14 protein-coding genes and 1 pseudogene are annotated in these 17,374 nt (G+C 60.1%); 12 read left to right on the forward strand and 3 right to left on the reverse strand.

Annotated elements, in window-relative coordinates:
- Positions 1-30: 30 nt before the first annotated feature.
- The 6 genes and pseudogenes from EOC94_RS04910 to EOC94_RS04935 all read left to right on the forward strand — a co-directional run bounded on the left by EOC94_RS04910 (position 31) and on the right by EOC94_RS04935 (position 6,529).
- Entirely contained in the window at positions 31-1,545 is a 1,515-nt protein-coding gene (locus EOC94_RS04910; protein ID WP_127288895.1) for a sugar ABC transporter ATP-binding protein, read from the forward strand.
- A complete protein-coding gene (locus EOC94_RS04915; RefSeq protein ID WP_127288897.1) occupies positions 1,538-2,539 on the forward strand; it encodes an ABC transporter permease in 1,002 nt (333 codons plus the stop codon). The genes EOC94_RS04910 and EOC94_RS04915 overlap by 8 nt, the downstream gene beginning before the upstream one ends.
- Positions 2,536-3,531, forward strand: coding sequence for an ABC transporter permease (locus EOC94_RS04920; RefSeq protein WP_127288899.1), 996 nt, complete (start codon positions 2,536-2,538; stop codon positions 3,529-3,531). Before EOC94_RS04915 ends, EOC94_RS04920 begins: the two co-directional genes overlap by 4 nt.
- A 6-nt stretch (positions 3,532-3,537) precedes the next feature.
- Positions 3,538-4,386, forward strand: a complete 849-nt coding sequence (locus EOC94_RS04925) for a sugar phosphate isomerase/epimerase family protein (RefSeq protein ID WP_127203999.1) — start codon at positions 3,538-3,540, stop codon at positions 4,384-4,386.
- Positions 4,387-4,390: 4 nt separating this feature from the next.
- Positions 4,391-5,840: pseudogene (locus EOC94_RS04930) on the forward strand (FGGY family carbohydrate kinase).
- Positions 5,837-6,529, forward strand: a complete 693-nt coding sequence (locus EOC94_RS04935; RefSeq protein WP_127288901.1) for a class II aldolase/adducin family protein — start codon at positions 5,837-5,839, stop codon at positions 6,527-6,529. The pseudogene EOC94_RS04930 and the gene EOC94_RS04935 overlap by 4 nt, the downstream one beginning before the upstream one ends.
- A gap of 161 nt (positions 6,530-6,690) precedes the next feature.
- Here EOC94_RS04935 and EOC94_RS04940 read toward each other — a convergent pair whose 3' ends face one another.
- Positions 6,691-7,164 (reverse strand): phosphatidylglycerophosphatase A, encoded by a 474-nt coding sequence (locus EOC94_RS04940; RefSeq protein ID WP_095486364.1) that lies wholly within the window; start codon positions 7,162-7,164, stop codon positions 6,691-6,693.
- Positions 7,165-7,519: 355 nt separating this feature from the next.
- Between EOC94_RS04940 and EOC94_RS04945 the strand changes: the two genes are divergently transcribed.
- Positions 7,520-8,146 carry a CDP-alcohol phosphatidyltransferase family protein gene (locus EOC94_RS04945; RefSeq protein WP_126103056.1) on the forward strand — a complete coding sequence of 209 codons (627 nt, stop codon included), beginning with the start codon at positions 7,520-7,522 and terminating at the stop codon, positions 8,144-8,146.
- Positions 8,147-8,381: 235 nt separating this feature from the next.
- On the opposite strand, the gene EOC94_RS04950 is transcribed toward EOC94_RS04945, so the two are convergent.
- The gene (locus EOC94_RS04950; RefSeq protein ID WP_127288903.1) at positions 8,382-9,056 is read right to left on the reverse strand and encodes a protein-L-isoaspartate(D-aspartate) O-methyltransferase; all 675 of its coding nucleotides are present in this window, start codon (positions 9,054-9,056) and stop codon (positions 8,382-8,384) included.
- A gap of 381 nt (positions 9,057-9,437) precedes the next feature.
- Positions 9,438-10,451, reverse strand: coding sequence for an alpha/beta hydrolase (locus EOC94_RS04955; RefSeq protein ID WP_095486367.1), 1,014 nt, complete (start codon positions 10,449-10,451; stop codon positions 9,438-9,440).
- Between the two features lie 216 nt (positions 10,452-10,667).
- Here EOC94_RS04955 and EOC94_RS04960 point away from each other — a divergent pair, with 216 nt between their 5' ends.
- The 5 genes from EOC94_RS04960 (at position 10,668) to EOC94_RS04980 (ending at position 17,364) form a co-directional block, all read left to right on the forward strand.
- Complete coding sequence (locus tag EOC94_RS04960) at positions 10,668-10,961, forward strand: hypothetical protein (RefSeq protein WP_127288905.1); 294 nt, start codon at positions 10,668-10,670, stop codon at positions 10,959-10,961.
- 265 nt (positions 10,962-11,226) lie between these two features.
- Positions 11,227-12,570: an SGNH/GDSL hydrolase family protein gene (locus EOC94_RS04965; RefSeq protein WP_127288907.1), complete on the forward strand. Its 1,344-nt coding sequence runs from the start codon at positions 11,227-11,229 to the stop codon at positions 12,568-12,570.
- 241 nt (positions 12,571-12,811) lie between these two features.
- Positions 12,812-14,203, forward strand: a complete 1,392-nt coding sequence (locus EOC94_RS04970; RefSeq protein WP_127288909.1) for a family 16 glycosylhydrolase — start codon at positions 12,812-12,814, stop codon at positions 14,201-14,203.
- Positions 14,204-14,308: 105 nt separating this feature from the next.
- The gene (locus EOC94_RS04975) at positions 14,309-16,054 is read left to right on the forward strand and encodes a type I secretion system permease/ATPase (protein ID WP_127288911.1); all 1,746 of its coding nucleotides are present in this window, start codon (positions 14,309-14,311) and stop codon (positions 16,052-16,054) included.
- Positions 16,054-17,364, forward strand: coding sequence for an HlyD family type I secretion periplasmic adaptor subunit (locus EOC94_RS04980; protein WP_127288913.1), 1,311 nt, complete (start codon positions 16,054-16,056; stop codon positions 17,362-17,364). The genes EOC94_RS04975 and EOC94_RS04980 overlap by 1 nt, the downstream gene beginning before the upstream one ends.
- Positions 17,365-17,374 lie beyond the last annotated feature (10 nt).

Here is a 17,374-nt window from a genome sequence, read left to right on the forward strand (position 1 = left end):
TGCAACCGATTGGATCCAGGGTTCAACTCGATGGCTGATCAGGCACTCGATGGCGCCGCATCACGGCCGTTGCTGTCGCTCCGCAACGTCAACATGACGTTCGGCGGCGTGAAGGCGCTGAAGAATGTCAGCTTTGAGGTGCTGCCGGGCGAGGTGCATTGCCTCGCCGGCGAGAACGGCTCCGGCAAGAGCACGCTGATCAAGGTCATCACAGGCGTGTACAAGCCCGAGGCGGGCGCCGTGATCGACTATGACGGCCAGAGCTACTCCCATATGTCGCCGGTAACCGCGCAAGCCGGCGGGATTCAGGTCATCTGGCAGGACCTCGCCCTGTTTCCCGAGATGACTGTCGCCGAGAATATCGCGTTCCAGACTGTCATCGGCCGTTGGCCGCGGCTGGTGAACTATGCCGAAATGCGCCGTGTCGCGACCAACGCCTTGCAACGTCTTGGTGTTTATCTCGATGTCGATCTCGCACTACACCATTTTCCCATCGCACAGCGGCAGATCGTAGCAATCGCGCGCGCCCTCGTCGGCCAGGCGAAGCTCGTCTTCATGGACGAGCCGACGGCGTCGCTCACTCAATCCGAAACCGACTATCTGCTCGATATCGTGCGCAATCTGTCGGCGTCGGGCGTCGCCGTTGTGTTCGTCAGCCATCGCCTGGCGGAGGTTCTTGAAATCTCCAGCCGCGTGACCGTGCTGCGCGACGGCGCGCTCGTTGGCGTCTATCCAACCAAAGGCCTGACCCAATCGCGCATCACCGAACTGATGACGGGCAAGACCTTCGGCTATTCCGTCCTGCACCGGGATTTAGGCACGAGCCCGGTCATGCTTGAGGTCAAGGGGCTGTCGCGGCCCGGCGAATTCCAGGATGTGTCCTTGACGGTCCGGCGCGGCGAGACGCTCGGCATCACCGGGCTTCTCGGGGCAGGGCGCACCGAGCTCGCGCTGACGTTGTTTGGCATGCGCAAGCCGAAGTCGGGCTCTGTCGTCCTGGAGGGCAACCCCGTTCGCTTCGGTTCCAACCGTGACGCGATCGCCGCCGGCGTCGCCTATCTTTCGGAAGACCGGCTGTCGCTCGGTCTCATTCAGCCCCAGGCAATCGCCGATAACATGGTGATCGCGTCGCTAGACAAGATCCTTTCGCGCGGTTTGATTTCGAGCGATCGCAAGCGATCTCTGGTCAATCGCTGGATAAGGGATCTCGGCGTCAAGATCGGAAACCAGAACGACGCGATCTCGACGCTGTCAGGGGGAAATCAGCAACGTGTCGCCATTGCAAAATGGCTGGCGACCGATCCAAAGCTGCTTATCCTCGACGCACCGACAGTCGGCGTCGATGTCGGCGCGCGCGCCGGCATTTTCGACATCGTTTCCAAACTGGCGGACAGCGGCCTGGCTATTATCCTGATCTCGGATGAGGTCCCTGAAGTCTATTTCAATGCGGACCGTGTGCTGCACATGGCTCAGGGGCGCATTGTCGGCGAATATGCACCGGGCTGCACGACCCTCCAGGCGATCGAGGAGGCGGTCTATGCGTAGGTTTGTCCGCTCCCACGCAACGGAACTGGCTTTGCTCGCCGTGATCGCAGTCATCTGCGTCTTCCTCTCGCTTGCGACAGACCGGTTCTTCACCCTCGGCAACGCCTTTGACCTTCTCAACACCAGCTCGGTCAACATCATCTTCGCTGTCGGCCTGCTCGTCGTGCTGATTGCCGGCGGAATTGACATCTCCTTCGCGGTTGCTGCCTCCGTTGTGCAATATCTGACGGCGACTGTCCTCGGTTGGGTCGGCGGCGGGAATTGGATTGTCGGCCTCATCATCGCTGGCGCTTTGGGCGTCGCGTTGGGCTGCGTCAACACCTTCTTGATCCACGGGTTCAGGATCATCTCGATCGTCGCCACGATTTCGACCTTCAACATTTTCTTCGGCTTGCTGATGTTCTTCACAGGCGGCGTGTCGATCTACAATCTGCCAGACTGGCTCACCACCCGCGTCGTGCTGTTCGAGCGAGAGATGGCTGACGGCAGCTGGGCCGAGATCACCCTACCTGTGCTCATTATGGCGATATGCGTGTTCGCTACCTGGGCGTTGATCACGCGCACCACCACAGGTCGCCAGCTCTACGCATTTGGCGATAATCCGGAGGGCGCGCGCCGCTTCGGCATCAATATCGGTGCCATGCAATTTATCGCCTTCGGCTGGCTTGGCCTGATGGCGGGCATCGCCGGTCTCGTCCAAGCGCATTACGCGCAGGAAGTCGTGCCGAACGCCCTTTATGGGCGCGAACTCGACGTCCTGGCAGCGGCAGTCCTTGGCGGTGCGCGGCTCGGCGGCGGCAAAGGCAGCGTGCTTGGCTGCATTCTGGGCGTTCTGTTGGTCTCGATCACCCAGAACGGACTCAATTTGATGGGTGTGTCGCCTTTCGCGTTCAAGATGATCGTCGGCGCCATCATTCTTGCCGCCATCACCCTGTCGAACACGAGCATCGAACGCCTGCTGCCGTTCCTGAAAAGCCGACGGGTGCCTTCATGACGGTTTTGATTGACCGCGCCCGCAATGCGCTTGGCCCCGAACTGGCAGGTCCGCTTGCCGCGTTCGCGGTGGTCATGGTCGTGTTCGGCATTGCCGCGCCGAACTTCCTTTCCCGCGCCACCTTTGGATCCGTCGCCTTCCAGCTGCCGGAGCTCGGCCTCCTCACACTCGCTATGCTGCTGCCGATCCTGACCGGCGGCCTAAACCTGGCCATCACCTTCACGGCCAACATGGCCGGCCTGACGCTGGCTTGGGTACTGCAAAGCCAGGGAGGCGTCGACGCGGGCATCGGCGCCTTTGTCCTTGGCTCGGTCCTTGCCGTCGCGGTCGGAGCACTGAGTGGGCTGATCATGGGGCTCGTCATCGCCTACACCAAGGCTCACCCGATCCTGGTCTCGCTGTCGATGATGATCTTCCTGCGCGGTCTCGGCGAATTCCTGACGCGGGGCGGCGACGTGTCCGGCATTCCCGGGTTCCTGGCGCGGATCGGCTATAGTTCGATTATTGGCATTCCGGTGCCGTTGCTCATCTTCATCGCTAGCGTGCTGATCTGGCACATCCTGCTGACACGCATGAAGCTAGGCTTCAACACCTACATGATCGGCTCCAACATCGAAGCCACGCGCTATTCCGGTATCAATACGCGCAAGGTACAGGTTCTCGTCTACACACTGTCCGGCGCGATGTGCGCGGTCGCCGGTATCATCATGCTGGCGCGCTTCAATTCGGTGCGTGTCGGCCACGGCGAGTCTTACTTGCTGATCACCGTGCTTGCCTGCTTTCTTGGCGGGGTCAATCCGTTCGGCGGCTTCGGTCGGGTGATCCCAGTCTTCGTTGCGCTGGTCGTGCTCCAGCTTCTGTCCTCAGGGCTCAATCTGATGGGCGCAAACCAGCATCTTGCGACGGCAGTCTGGGGCATTTTGATGATCACGGTGATGATCCTGCGCTGGCTTGCCGGGCGCCTCAAATTCCTAAACACAAACAGAGGGTGAGTTGAGATGCATGGTTTTGGGGTCCACACCTCGATGTGGACGATGAACTGGGATCGGGCCGGCGCTGAGAAGGCGATCGCGGCTTCGGTCAAATACGGGATGGACTTTATCGAGATCGCGCTTCTGAACGCGCCGGCGGTCGATGCCGCGCATACGCGCGCCTTGCTCGAACAGCACAATCTTCCTGCCGTTTGCTCGCTTGGCCTGCCGGAGCGCGCCTGGGCCTCGGTGCGGCCGGATGCTGCCATCGAACATCTCGAAGTGGCGATCGACAAGACCGCCGAGATGGGCGCGCTGGCGCTTTCCGGCGTGATTTTCGGCGGTATCGGCGAACGCACCGGCCTGCCACCGACCGAGAAGGAATACGACAATATTGCGCATGTGCTGACCGTCGCCGCCAAGCACGCCAAAAAGCGCGGCATAGAGCTCGGAATCGAGGCGGTGAACCGCTACGAGAACCATTTGATCAATACCGGCGCGCAGGCCGTCTGGATGGTCGAGAAGGTCGGGGCCGACAACATCTTTGTTCATCTCGACACCTACCACATGAACATCGAGGAGAAGGGGGCCGCCAATGGCATTCTGGCCGCACGCGACTATCTGAAGTACATCCACTTGTCTGAGAGCGATCGCGGCACACCAGGCACCGGCAACTGCCCCTGGGACGAGATCTACGCGACGCTGGCGGCGATCGGCTTCAAGGGCGGACTTGCCATGGAAAGCTTCATCAACATGCCGCCGGAAGTCTCCTACGGTCTCTCAGTCTGGCGGCCAGTCGCGAAGGACGAGGCCGAAGTGATGGGCAATGGCTTGCCGTTCCTGCGCAACAAGGCTCGCCAATACGGTCTGATCTGAAACGATGGGTGACGCGCAGAAGGTGGACGGCGCAAGGATCGCCGTCCTCGATGTCGGCAAGACCAATATAAAGCTCTCCGCGATGACATTCGACGGCATGCTCGCGGAGAGCCTCTGCGTCCGCAACGAAGTGCGCCCCGGTCCACCTTGGCGGCACCACGATCTCAATGGCATTAGCGACTGGCTGTTCGGCTCGCTCGCCACTTTGTGCGGTCGTCATCCGTTGGAAAAAATGGTCGGCACCGGACATGGCTCCGCGGGGGTTCTGGTGAACGCAGATCCCGACGACACTTCCGCCCTGCCGATGATTGACTACGAGCAGGACCTGCCGCCTGCAATTCGCGATGGCTACGCGCCGCTTTCGGGCGATTTCTTCGATCGCGGCAGCTCGATCATGCTGAAGGCCGCCCACCAGGCGCGCCAGCTGTATTGGATGCAGCAGGTTGATCCGGAGCGCGTCGCTCAAGCTCGTTGGTATCTGGGCTTGCCCCAATATTGGGCCTGGCGGCTGTCAGGCGTGCCATCGGCCGAAACGACGGTTCTTTCGGCGCAATCACATCTATGGAACAACGTGCGCAAGGAGTGGTCGCCCATTGTGGCGGGGCAGGGCTGGAAGCGCCTCATGCCACCATTCCATCCGGCATGGGAGACGTTGGGGCCAATCCGGCAGGATCTAGCGCGCCGGCACGGCATATCGGAAAAGCTGTCTGTTCTGACCGGCGGCCACGACAGCAGCCTGAACCTCTACCGCTATCAGGCGGCAGGCATGCGCGATGCCTGCGTGATCTCCACCGGAACCTGGATTGTCGGAATGTGCGCCGCGACACCTCTCGACCAACTCGATGAAAATCGCGGAATGGTGCTAAACAGCGACGTGACAGGACGCCCGGTTGGCGGTGTTTTGACCATGGGCGGACGAGAGTTCAGTCATGTGGCAGGGCAGGGGCAAGAAGGAAATGCGGCCGACGCCGCGCTGGTCAGTTCGTTGATTGGGCGAGGCACCTTCGCATTGCCGTCGTTCGGCGACGATGACGGACTGTTTCCCGGCAGCGCTGGGCGCGGCCGGTTTGAAGGGCCGCCTGCAGAAACCCCTGAGGAGCGCAAGGCGCTCGCGGTGCTCTATGCCGCGCTGCTGACAGCGGAATGTATCGATGCGCTGAAGGAAAACGGGTTGGTTGCATGGCACCTTCCTGCGGGACCCGCTCTACGCCATGCTGGTTGCCGCGCTGCGGCCAAACGCCGAAACGGTTTACAACCTCGACTCCTACGGCACCGCTTCGGGTGCGGCATTACTTGGCAAACATGAAGCTCGTGACACGCCGGCTCCGATCGCGCTCAGCCTGCCGGCCGCCTTTGCCGGCGATCGTGCGGCGCTCGCGGCCTATGCGCAGCGGTGGCGCGAACTGGCAAACAGACACATTCTTCCGAGACAAGACAGAAGGACTGACCGATGACTGATGACAGCGCTCTGCGCCGCGAGATGGTGGATGTTTGCCGCCGGATGAACTCCAGCGGTATCAACCAGGGCAATGCCGGCAACCTGTCGGTGCGCTCCAGCGACGGTTTCCTGATCACGCCCTCATCGCTACCCTACGAAACGATGACGCCCGAAGACATCGTCGAGATGGGCTTTGATGGCACCTATGTCGGCCGACGACCCTCCTCGGAGTGGCGCTTCCACCGTGACATCTTGAGGGAGCGGCAGGAGATCAACGTCGTGCTGCATTGCCACTCGCTCTATGCTACGACGCTGGCCTGCCATCATAAGACGATCCCGAGCTTCCACTATATGACAGGAGTGGCGGGCGGTACGACCATTCGCTGCGCGGGCTACGCAACCTTTGGCACGCAGGCCTTGTCCGACAATGCCTTGGTTGCACTCAAGGATCGCCGCGCCTGCCTGCTCGGCCAGCACGGTCAGATTTCGCTCGGCAAGACCATGGAAGCTGCGTTGTGGCTGGCGAACGAGGTCGAAACCCTGTCGCGCATGTATGTCCAGGCGCTTACCCTTGGCGAGCCGCCGGTCCTTTCCGACGAGGAGATGGCGCGGGTGATCGAGCAGATGAAGAAGATGAGCTATGGCCAAGCGCCGGATCCGGAGGGAACGAACGATTTGGCGCGGCCGCGCGGTGCTGCGGCCTAGCACGGCTTTGGCAGATTTTTAGTGGAGAGATGCCTGAGGCCGCGTGGGCAGCGGACTGGCGGCGGCTGTGCGAGGCTGAGGGATCGCCTGCCAATCGTTCTCGCTTTATCCCAATCGCCGCCTTGAGCTCGACTGTGGCAGGTGAAGACTGAATGTCGCCCTTATGACAAACGTTGAATCAAATCGTTCAGCAAGAGCAGCGACGCCCCGGCGAACACAGCCGCAGCCGCGTCGTCCAGCATGATGCCGAGACCACCCCTTACCTTGTCATGCATGACGCGGATGGGCCAGGGTTTGACGACATCGAAAAACCGGAATGCAAGGAAACCTGCTGCCCACCAGACCGGGTCGAGCGGCAGCATGGAAAGTGTTGCGGCGGTACCGAAGGTCTCGTCAATGACGACGATCTGCGGATCCTCCGTTCCGGTACGGGAGACGACATGCGACGACGCCCATACTCCCACGGCGAATACGGCCATGTAGGCAACCACGACCAGCCAAGGCGATGCAGGTATCAGGATCGCGGCAAGAACCACTCCAACAGCCGCGCCGCCCGTGCCCGGCCATAACGGGGATAATCCTGCGCCGGCCGAGGTCGCGAGCAGGTAAGCGAACTTAGGCAGAAATTTACGCATCGAGTTTCGGGCGGCTTCCCCGTGAATTGTAAATAGGCATTATATTCACATCTTTCCGATTACTGCCGCTAGACCGCCGGTCGATTTGCGACGGCGGACACAAGGGGCATTGCAGAAACTTCGAAACAACATCGGATGTTATCGCAGCGACCGGAGCTTTTGTGTTTCGCCGTCGGCTTGACAGTTCTCTGACTGCCTCAATCCATGGGCGCATTCGCCAAGACTTGAGCCGGGGAAGAGCCTGATCCGGTCTCGACCGCGCTGACCACCTCGATCTGCGCCGACGGGCTGGAACGAACCCACAATTTGCCGGTTAAGCTTCGCAAAGCGACATCATCAGAGGAGCCAAGTCATCATGATCGCCGGTCTCATGAAACGTCGCATCGACCCGCTATGGGAGCACGCCGCTTCCCCGCTGATCGGGATCGGCATGACCCCGAACCAGGTTACATCAGGCGGGCTGGTGCTCGTCGCCTTGTCGTGCGCCGCCTATGTGTACCACCAGTCAACCCTTGCCTTTGGCCTTTGCCTCGCGTTGGCGTTTACCTTCGACGCGCTGGACGGCGCGGTTGCCCGTCGGAGACATATGAGCACCAAGGCCGGTGGCTATTTCGACGCGATGGCCGACCGGTATCAGGAACTTGCCGTGTTTGCGGCAATAGGCTGGGTCGCCGATCTGTGGGCGATCGCAATGATCGCGTTCGCCGGCGGAATCCTCACCAGCTACGCCAAGGCGCGGACGGCGATCGAAATTCCCATAGAAAATCAGGCGTGGCCGGATTTCTTCGAACGGATGGAACGTCTGGTGTTCATTTGCGTGCTATTGGTCGCCGACGGAATCGCGATCGCCATGGGCGCCACTTCGCCCTGGATTCTCACGGGCGGGTTCGCGTTTTACGCGCTGCTGGCAAACGCCACAGCGCTGCAACGGACCAATCGCGCATTTGCGATGCTCAAACGAGCGGACGCGAAGCAGCCGTGAGACGGTGAAATCCATAACGCAAGCATCGATGACGGCCGCCTCACCTGGGGGGACCCGTCCGGTCGACCTGCTCCCGCGCCCTGACCCAGAAAAGGTGGTCATGACAACGGTTTGGCCGTTGGAAAACGTGAGGCGCTGGCACGGGCGCAGTCGGGTTAAAAACGATCCACGCGCGACCTGCGTCCTCTGGCATAGCGAAATTGCTGACCCCTGTGGCCCGATATCCGCACCCTCGTTAGACCGTTTCGAGCCGGCTGAACCGAACTGGGATGAGTTTGCGGGTCTTCAGTTGCCCTACCGAACCCTTGTCGATGACCGTCAGCAACTGCCCTTGTTCGGGTCCCATAGGCATAACCAGGCGGCCCCCCGGCTTGAGCTGCTCAAGCAAAGCCGACGGCACCCGCCCAGCCGCCACGGTGACTAGGATCTTGTCGAACGGGGCGTGCTCGGGCCAGCCGCGAGACCCGTCTCCGACACGAATGCTGATATTGGATAGACCGAGGCCCTGCAGGAGAGCCTCGGCATGGCTCGCGAACTCCTCAATGATTTCGACGCTCCAAACGTGCCCGGCGAGTTCCGCGAGGATTGCGGTTTGGTAGCCCAGGCCAGTGCCGATCTCGAGCACCGCCTCGTGCGGTTGAAGAGCAAGGAGATCGGTCATGAGAGCGACGATGAACGGCTGCGAGACGGTTTTGTCGAAGCCGATCGGCAGTGGCATGTCCTGATAAGCATAAGCAGCGACTGAGCTTGGCACGAAGAGATGGCGCGGCACACGCTGCATCGCTGCCATCACCCGTTCATCGAGCGCCGCCTTGCCGAGTTCGTCGCTTGCAAGGTCGGTATGGATCGCAATCATCTCAACCATGTGTCGGCGTAAAACTGCGAGATGTTGTTCGTTCATTGGCTTCATGACGGTGGGGCTTTCCTCAACCAGCTTGCTGCCAAATAGGCTTATATCCTGTTCGTCACAGCAATGCCCGTCATGGTTTCCAGTTGCGGGTGGCCACCGCGACCGGAGGCAATTTTAGCGTTGCGTCTGGTATATACCGGCGGCAGCCCTGGAGATCCGGTGCCATGTCACCATAACGGTATGTCCTAGCTCGCGGTGATCGAACGACGAACGGCTGAATTGCCGCATGCGTGGGCAGCCGGCGATCTCCATCGGGACGTCGTCGTTGTAGTAGTGGACGCCGGTTTCACCGAGCGATGCTGCGACTGCTGCATGGCTTCGGGCAGCGGAATGCCACGACGGGCGTTCCCACAACGTCGAGCCAAAGCCCCGGGGATGCCGCTACTTTATCGCTTCCACGAGTGCTGAGTGGAACTCGCCGGGTGCCTCTATCTGTGGTGAATGTCCAAGCTCTGGGAACTCGACGAGCGTCGCGTTTGGAATGGCCGCGGCTGCAGCGCGTCCGAGTTTTGGATATTGGCCGAGCGTCTTCGCGACCTCCGCGCTGGCGCGATTGCTGCCCGGGGCGGTGCGATCCTTGCCTCCGATGATCAGCGTTGTCGGTACGGAGATATTGCCAAACTCATGGATGACAGGTTGGGTGAAGATCATGTCCGAGGTTTGGGCCTGATTCCACGCCACTATCTCCTTGCCCTCGCCAGCGTACATGCCAGCCAGCATGCTCACCCAACGGTCGTATTCCGGCTTCCAGTCGCCATTGTAATAGACGCGCTGCTGGTAGGCCTTGATGCTGGCGAAGCTGGTTTTCAGTTCGCTGGCGTATGCCGTGTCGAGGGTGGCATAGGGAACACCTTTCGCCTGCCAGTCCTCGAGACCGATCGGATTCACCAGCACCAGGCGCTCCACGGTTTGAGGAAACTGCAGAGCGTAGCGTGCTGCCAGCATGCCGCCCATGGAATGGCCGACAAGGATGACGTCGGATACATCGAGGGATTCGATGAGCTCAGCGGTGTTATTGGTCAGTTGCTGAAACGAGAATTGATATTTCGGCGGCTTGGTCGACTTGCAGAAGCCGACCTGATCCGGCGCAATGACGCGGTAACCCGCTGTCGTCAGCACGTCGATGGTCACTTCCCAGGTTCCGGCGCAGAAATTCTTGCCGTGCAATAGCACGACGGTCTTGCCGTTCGCCTTCCCGCGCGCCGGAACATCGAGATAAGCCATTTCGATGGGCTGGCGCTGCGACGTGAAGCTGTGGATCTTGACCGGATGGGCATAGCTGAAGCCCTCCAGTCGAGGGCCATAGACGGCACCGGAGGCGGTCGCGCCGGGGTCCTGGGCGAGAGCCGATGTCGTTATGGTGATGAAGATGGCGGCGCTGGCTGGAATGCGCATGAAAGTCCTCTCTGTAATTCTCGGCGAGAATTATGGCCATCAATACGAGCGGCTTGTGACAGGCCTCGTCACCATCTCGGCACGGAGATAACGATCAGTTGATCGTGGCACGCACAAAGAGGACCGCCTCTCTGCTGTGCACCGTGCGACTTCACTGTTGGAGAATCCGGGGCTACACTATCGGCGCCGCCCATACACATCACGTCGGTAGCAAAAATGGATCTGCAAGCCTTCAGAGATTCGATTGCGCAATCACAGCCGCCCGCCGGCTTGAACCCCGCCCTGCAGGCGCTGTGGTGGGATGCAAAGGGCGATTGGGATAAGGCGCACGAGCGCGCGCAGGCGCGCGACGATACGGCGGGTATGCGCGTTCATGCCTACCTCCATCGCAAGGAAGGCGATCAATCGAATGCGGAATATTGGTATCGTCGCTGCGGCGCCGCGCCGTCGACCTTGACGCTTGGTGAGGAATGGCAAGAGTTAGCGCGTGCACTTTTGGGGCAAAGCTGATGCCTTCCGCACGCCAAGTCTGGTTCTGGGGGCCTTCACTCGAACCGCAGCGATGACTTTGATATAGTACCGCGGTCACGATCGAGAGCCTGCTCAGTCCGCCGCTCGCCGGAAACAGGCAGGCGGCATCTCTCTGCCACGGTTGGACATCTTGCTCCTGGCGCTGGTCCAAGATCGCAACGGAAGTTCAATTTCATTTCCTCTGATGCCCGTCATAATTAGGCCGGCGGCGGCATTACCAGCATGTCTCGAGGAGGAGATGAAAATGCGGCTCAATAGGTGTTTCAATTTTGCAGGTAAGGTTTCATCGGTGCTTTCTCCCGCAGCAGGGAGGAAACGGCGTCTGCGTCAGACTATCCTGATATGTGCAGCTGTGGCCGCCGGTTCCGCGACGGTTGGTTTCGGGGCACAAAGCGCCGAAACGGGAGCCTGGATCACCACTTGGGCTGCCACACCTGCTCCGCGCTGGTTGGATGATCTTCCTGCGCCTTTTGGAGTGCCGGAGGTATTGGAGAATCAGACCGTCCGCCAAGTTGCCCGCATCAGCGTTGGCGGCAATACCGTCCGGGTGGTCCTATCGAATGCTTTCGGCGCTAGGCCGCTGACTATCGGGGCCGGCAGCGTCGGAGTAGCAGGCAAGAACGGCGACGTCGATCAGGCGACCCTGAAGCCCCTGACCTGGGGCGGCAAGAGTTCTGTGGTCGTTCCGCCGGGAGCCCCGATCCTCAGCGACCCCGTCGACCTCCCGGCAGAAGCGCTTTCCGAAATCTCGGTCAGCATCTTCCTGCCGAAGAAGACGGCGCTCTCATCGGTGCATTGGGATGGTGTGCAAACCGCCTACATTTCCGGCCCGGGGAACTTCACAAACGAGGCGGCGTTCAAGGCTGACAGCACACTCAAATCACGCATTTTTCTGAGCGATATATGGGTTGACGCCGCGCCGGAATCCCACGCGATCGTGTTTTTCGGGGATTCCATCACGGATGGGAATTGCTCGACCCCCGACGCCAATAACCGCTGGCCAGACCATATCGCCAAGCGATTGCAGGAAACCGCCCACAAGGTCGCGGTGATCAACGAAGCTTTTTCGGGCAATCGCGTGTTGACCGACGGTATGGGTGTCAATGCGCTGGCGCGTTTCGATTCTGATATCCTGAGCCATCCAAAAGTCTCGACCGTCCTCGTAATGATGGGCATCAACGATATCGGATGGCCCGGCGAAAATGCAATCACGCCGGACGACAAGGAACCGACCGCCGAAGACATCATCACCGGATACAAACAGCTCATCGACCGCGCGCACGCCCATGGCATACGCATTGTAGGCGCGACGTTGACCCCCTTCGCCGACACCTTCAAAGGACTTCCCACCGAGGGTTACTACACACCCGAGAAGGAAAAGATACGCGTCGCAGTGAACGAATGGATACGCACCGGTGGCGGCTTCGATGGCGTGATCGACTTCGAAAAGGTGATGGAAGACCCGGCCAAACCGGGGTATCTGCGCGACGACTACGACTGCGGCGACAACCTTCATCCCAACGACGCGGGATACAAGGCGATGGCAGACGCGGTCGATCTCGACGTCCTATTGGGTTCAGCTAAATAGGTCGCTGCTGACCTTGCCGCGCTCCTCAGGTATTGCGCGGCAAGGTCGGTTCCTCCGGATGTCGAGGCCGAGCATTGCAACCTGGTACTTGGGACTGGGATCCGGATTTCCCACACCGGTCCCACGACGTGTTAAGCTTTTGGTAACTCTCCTAAGTCGAAAGCCAAAACGTACTGGCTCCTTTTGCCCTCGATAGATGTTAGGGCTGCCATCGAGGCGAGATAAAGGAGAAAAGACCGGGATGGCCACGGTACTGAACGCCAAGGGCGTTCCACTTCCCTACAGCGGGTCCTCCGTAAAGTGGTATTCGGCGACGAATTCCGGCCCAACGCTTTATGGCAGCACGTCCAACGACTCGATGTACGGGGACGGCAGCGTCACCGTCACGATGTATGGCGGCAAGGGCGATGACATTTACTATCTGTATTCCTCGAAAAACAAGGCGGTCGAGCGGCCCGGCGAGGGTGTCGACACCATCTCGACCTGGATGAGCTATAAGCTCCCAGAGAATTTCGAGAACCTGACGGTCACGGGCGACAAACGCTATGCTTTCGGAAACGAGCTAAACAACATCATTACCGGCGGCTCCGGCCAACAGACGCTTGACGGCTTACAGGGCGATGACGTTTTGAAGGGCGGATCAGGGGCGGACATTTTCATCGTGACCCCCGGCAACGGCAGTGATCTGATCCTGGACTTTGGCGCTCAGGATACCGTCCGTGTCGGGAGCTACGGCTTCACCTCCTTCGAGGAGGTGCGCGCCAACATGGTCCAGTCGGGAGCGAACGTCCGACTCAATCTGTCCGACAACGAGTTTCTCGTCTTCGCCAACAAGACCATCGGCGAGTTTACCGCAAGTCAGTTCAAGATGGCCGTGGACAGGTCGGCTCTGGAACTCACCTTTTCGGACGAGTTCGACACGCTGGACCTGTGGAATGGCTCGAGCGGCACCTGGGACTCGAATTTCTGGTGGGGAGCCGCAAACGGCAGCTCGCTCACGAGCAACAAAGAGCTTCAATGGTATATCGATACCAACTACGCCCCGACGCGTTCCGTCAACCCGTTCAGCGTTGATGACGGTATTCTTACGATTACCGCCGCCAAGGCCCCTGCGGCGATCCGGCCCGAGATAAACAACTACCAATACACGTCAGGTTTGCTGACGACCTACGAATCCTTCGCGCAGACCTACGGCTATTTCGAAATTCGGGCCGACATGCCCGAAAAACAGGGTGTATGGCCGGCCTTCTGGCTTCTCCCGGTGGACGGCTCCTGGCCACCGGAACTGGACGTCGTGGAGATGGTCGGTCAGGATCCAAACAAGCTCATTCTGACAAGCCACTCGAACGAGACGGGGACTCAGACGACAGTGACCTCGACGGCGTATGCCGCGGATACCGAAGGGTTCCACACATATGGCGTGCTGTGGACAGAAGACGAACTCGTTTGGTATTTCGATGACGTCGAAGTTGCTCGTGCCGCAACGCCTGCCGATATGCACGAGCCGATGTATATGCTGGTCGATCTGGCGGTTGGTGGCATCGCGGGAGCGCCTGCCGACGGGCTTGCGACGCCCGCGGAAATGCAGATCGACTACATCCATGCCTATGCGTTGAACGATTGGATTATCTAGGCGTAACACCTGACGGTGGGCTCGGCACGGACACGGTCGTCATCAGGCCTGATTTCGGGCGCGGGCATTGCCGCCTGAGACTGAACCGGGACTGATGTGAAGGCGATGTCGCATCCCCATCCATCCGAGCCGCCGCGAACGACCCTCGCGGCGGTTCTGGCTTCCTTCCGGCGAGCGTTGGCGGGAATTGCCTTGATGAGCGGCGTCGTCAATGTCCTGGCGCTGACCGGCTCGTTCTTCATGCTGCAGGTCTATGATCGCGTCATACCCGGCCGCAGCGTGCCGACGCTCGTCGGGCTTGCCGTGTTTGCCGGCACACTTTTCGTCTTTCAGGGCGTTCTCGAACTCATCCGGTCGCGTTTGCTGGTGCGCATCGGAATGGCGCTGGACGCGCGCTTGAGCGGACAGGTCTATGCCGCTCTCATGCGTTTGCCGTTGCGCACCAAGCTCGCAGGCGACGGCCTTCAATCCTTGCGCGATCTTGACCAAGTGCGATCGTTTATGTCGAGCGCCGGTCCGACCGCGCTTTTCGACCTTCCCTGGATGCCGCTCTACCTCGCAATTTGCTTCCTGTTCCATTTCTGGATCGGCATGACGGCGCTGGCCGGCGTGGTGGTTCTCTTCAGCCTGACATTGCTTGCCGAAATTCGCACGAGAGAGCCCGCCAGAAAGGCAAACAGTCAAGCGGCAGCGCGCAATACGCTTGCCGAAGCGACACGTCGCAATGTCGAGGTTCTGCAGGCCATGGGCTTTGGATCACGCATCGCCGAGCGCTGGTCAGGGATCAATGCTGACTATCTCGACACCAATGCCACGGCGAGTGACCTTGCCGGGACGCTCGGAACGATCTCGAAGATCCTGCGCATGATGCTGCAATCGGGTATCCTGGCCATAGGCGCTTATCTGGTCATCCATCAGGAAGCGACTGGCGGCATCATGATCGCCAGTTCGATCATGATGAGCCGGGCGCTTGCACCAATCGAACTGGCTATCGCGCACTGGAGGGGTTTCGTCACCGCCCGCCAGGCCTGGGCGCGGCTGACACAGCTTTTGGCCCTGCTGCCCGAAACTGCGATAAGCGTCTCGCTGCCTGCACCGAGATCTGCTCTTTCGGTCGAAAATATCAGTGTCACGCCGCCGGGAGAGCGCCGTTTGGTCGTTCAGGACGCCACCTTTGCACTGGAAAGGGGCGTCGGCCTCGGCATTGTCGGGCCGAGCGCTTCTGGCAAGTCATCGCTCGTGCGCGCTATTGCCGGTATATGGCTCCCGGTTCGTGGAACCGTCAGGCTGGATGGCGCAACGCTCGACCAGTGGTCGCCGGAAGAGCTGGGCAACCATGTCGGCTATCTGCCGCAGGATGTGCAATTGTTCGACGGCACCATTGCCGAGAATATCGCGCGCTTCGAACCGCAAGCCCCCTCGGACAAAATACTGGCGGCTGCGCGCGTGGCCGGCGTCCATGATCTCGTCATCCACCTTCCGGAAGGCTACGAGACGCGGATCGGCGAGGCTGGGTCGGCACTTTCGGCTGGCCAGAGACAGCGGGTTGCGCTTGCACGGGCTCTCTATGGTGACCCGTTTCTTGTTATTCTCGACGAGCCTAACTCCAACCTCGATGCGGAAGGCGAGGCCGCGTTGACGGAAGCAATTCAAAGTGTCCGCGCTCGAGGCGGCGTTGCCATCGTAGTCGCACACCGGCCGAGCGCGCTGGCAAGCCTGGATCGGATTCTTGTGATGGCGAACGGCCGGATCCAGGTCTTTGGCCCGAAGAATGAGATCTTGAACAAGATAACTCGCCCAGCAGGCGTTCCCTTGAAGATCGTTTCCGGGCTTGAAGAGACGGCATCCTGATGGCGCAACGCACGATATTCGCCGCGGATCGCACTATTCGACGCTATCTGCTTGGCGGTGTCGCAACCTGCATCCTGCTGGTCGGCGGGGCGGGGAGTTTGGCTGCGGTCACCACGCTCTCCGGAGCCGTTATCGCTTCGGGAAAATTGGTCGTCGATTCCAGCGTCAAGAAAGTCCAGCATCCAACTGGTGGCGTGGTCGGTCAAATCTTCGTCCGGGAAGGCGATGCCGTGCAATCGGGCAAGGTTTTGATCCGCCTCGATGAGACGATCACTCGGGCCAATTTGGCAATCGTTACCAAGAGCTTGGACGAATTCGAAGCGCGACTGGCTCGCCTTGAGGCCGAACGCGACGGCAAAGGAATCATCACCTTTCCAGCTTCGCTTGTGTCACGGCAGGATGCCCCTGAGGTTGGTCGGGCGATGGCCGGCGAGCAATCTCTATTCGAATTTCGCCGACAGGCACGCGCCGGTCAGAAGGCTCAGTTGGAAGAGCGCATTGCGCAGCTTGCCGAAGAAGTTTCCGGCCTGACCGAGCAAAGAGATGCCAAGAGCCAGGAAATCAAGTTGATCGGGTTTGAGCTCGAAGGCATGCGCGGACTTTGGCAACGCAAGCTGGTTTCAATTGATCGCATAACTGCGCTTGAACGCGATGCCGTGCGGCTTAAAGGTGAGCACGGGCAACTGACTGCGGCCATAGCGCAATCGAAGGGTCGTACGTCGGAGATCCGTTTGCAGATCATTCAGATCGACCAGGATTTGCGCAGCGAGGTGGCGACCGAACTGCGTGACGTCCAGGCAAGGATCTCTGAATTCGTCGAGCGCAAGGTCTCGGCTGAAGATCAGCTCAAGCGTATCGATGTTCGCAGTCCGCAGACCGGCGTCGTTCATCAGCTCGGCGTGCACACGGTCGGTGGTGTGATTTCTCCCGGAGAACTCATCATGCTGATAGTCCCGGTGAGCGACGACCTGACTGTCGAGGCGCACGTGGCACCCCAAGATATCGATCAATTGACGCCAGGGCAAAGCGCGACCTTGCGGCTGTCGGCATTCAATCAGCAAACAACACCGGAGCTGAACGGTGCCGTGGGCAAGATTTCCGCCGACCTGAATTTCGATGAGAAAACAGGCGCCGGCTTTTACACCGTGCATGTTGTTTTGCCGCGCACCGAGCTTACCAGGCTCAACGGCCTGACTTTGGCGCCTGGAATGCCCGTCGAGGTGTTCTTTTCCACCGGCAGCCGCACCATGCTGTCCTATCTCGTGAAACCTTTGGCGGACCAAGTCCAACGGGCATTCAGGGAAGAGTAGGCTGCGTCTC

Source organism: Mesorhizobium sp. M6A.T.Ce.TU.016.01.1.1, from assembly GCF_003997065.1.
Classification (GTDB): domain Bacteria; phylum Pseudomonadota; class Alphaproteobacteria; order Rhizobiales; family Rhizobiaceae; genus Mesorhizobium; species Mesorhizobium mediterraneum.